Consider the following 285-nt stretch of genomic DNA (forward strand, 5'->3'; position numbering starts at 1 on the left):
CAGCATATCGAGTGTCAGGTCTTTTATTTATTTCACTTGCTAATTCTTTATAGTGTTCTTCGCCTCTTAATAAATAATCAACTGAAACCTCAAAGAAGATTCCAATCTTAAGTAAAGGGACATAATCTGGTTGGCGATGACCTCTTTCATTGTTTGCATAAGTACCTCTATGAATACCGATTTTTTCCGCCATTTGTTCTTGTGTTAATTTTTTGTTTTTTCTTAGTTGTATCAAGCGGTCCTTAAACATACTAACACCTCATTTCAAAATCATTATAACGTGTC

The 285-nt window shown here is 33.3% G+C and carries 1 protein-coding gene; it reads right to left on the minus strand.

All coding sequences use genetic code 11. The annotated features are described in order from the left end of the window. Window positions 1-250: helix-turn-helix domain-containing protein (locus tag KVT27_RS24250; RefSeq protein WP_217582139.1), on the minus strand; the 250-nt coding region annotated here is incomplete at its 3' end. Window positions 251-285 lie beyond the last annotated feature (35 nt).

The sequence above is a fragment of the Lysinibacillus sp. GbtcB16 genome, from assembly GCF_019091145.1.
In the GTDB taxonomy this organism is placed as follows: domain Bacteria; phylum Bacillota; class Bacilli; order Bacillales_A; family Planococcaceae; genus Lysinibacillus; species Lysinibacillus fusiformis.